Raw genomic sequence first — 1446 nt, forward strand, 5'->3', positions numbered from 1 at the left:
CAAGCACCTGGCGCGCGGCAAGCTGCTGCCGCGCGAGCGCGTGCAGCAGCTGCTCGACCCCGGCACGCCGTTCCTGGAGCTGTCGCAGCTGGCCGCGTATGACATGTACGACGATGCCGCGCCCGGCGCCGGCATCATCACCGGCATCGGCCGCGTGGCGGGCCAGGAATGCGTGATCGTCTGCAACGACGCCACCGTCAAGGGCGGCACGTATTACCCGATGACGGTCAAGAAGCATGTGCGCGCGCAGGAGATCGCCGAGGAGAACCACCTGCCGTGCATCTACCTGGTGGATTCCGGCGGCGCCAACCTGCCCAACCAGGACGAGGTCTTCCCCGACCGCGACCACTTCGGCCGCATCTTCTACAACCAGGCCAACCTGTCCAAGCGCGGCATCCCCCAGATCGCGGTGGTGATGGGCTCGTGCACCGCGGGCGGCGCCTACGTGCCGGCGATGAGCGACGAGTCGATCATCGTCAAGAACCAGGGCACCATCTTCCTGGGCGGCCCGCCGCTGGTGAAGGCCGCCACCGGCGAGGAAGTCAGCGCGGAAGACCTGGGCGGCGCCGACGTGCATACGCGCCTGTCCGGCGTGGCTGACTACTTCGCGCAGAACGACCACCACGCGCTCAGCCTGGCGCGCAATATCGTGCAGCACCTGAACCGCCGCAAGCCGGACCAGATCCGCCTGCACGAGCCGGTCGAGCCGCTGTACCCGGTGGAAGAGCTGTACGGCGTGATCCCCACCGACACGCGCAAGCCGTACGACGTACGCGAGGTGATCGCGCGCCTGGTCGACGGCTCCGAGTTCGACGAGTTCAAGGCCCGCTACGGCACCACGCTGGTCTGCGGCTTCGCGCGCATCTGGGGCTATCCGGTGGGCATCATTGCCAACAACGGCATCCTGTTCTCGGAGTCGGCGCTCAAGGGCGCGCACTTCATCGAGCTGTGCTGCCAGCGCAAGATCCCGCTGGTGTTCCTGCAGAACATCACCGGCTTCATGGTCGGGCGCAAGTACGAGAACGAGGGCATCGCCCGCAACGGCGCCAAGATGGTGACCGCGGTGGCGACGGCGCAGGTGCCCAAGTTCACGGTGATCATCGGCGGCTCGTTCGGCGCGGGCAACTACGGCATGTGCGGGCGCGCGTATTCGCCGCGCTTCCTGTGGATGTGGCCGAACGCGCGCATCTCGGTGATGGGCGGCGAGCAGGCCGCGAGCGTGCTGGCGACGGTGCGCCGGGATGGCATCGAAGCGAAGGGCGGCCAGTGGAGCGCGCAGGAGGAAGACGCCTTCAAGCAGCCGATCCGCGACCAGTACGAGCACCAGGGCCACCCGTACTACGCCAGCGCGCGGCTGTGGGACGACGGCGTGATCGATCCCGCGCAGACGCGCACGGTGCTGGGGCTGGGCCTGTCGGCCAGCCTCAATGCGCCGATCGACGAGGA

General features: G+C 68.2%; 1 protein-coding gene. It reads left to right on the plus strand.

Going from position 1 to position 1446, the window contains the following annotated elements; all coding sequences use genetic code 11:
- The coding region (locus GA0116996_RS27825; protein WP_092318354.1) for a carboxyl transferase domain-containing protein at positions 1–1446 on the plus strand (1446 nt) is incomplete at both ends.

The organism is Cupriavidus alkaliphilus, assembly GCF_900094595.1.
GTDB classification, from domain to species: Bacteria; Pseudomonadota; Gammaproteobacteria; order Burkholderiales; family Burkholderiaceae; genus Cupriavidus; species Cupriavidus alkaliphilus.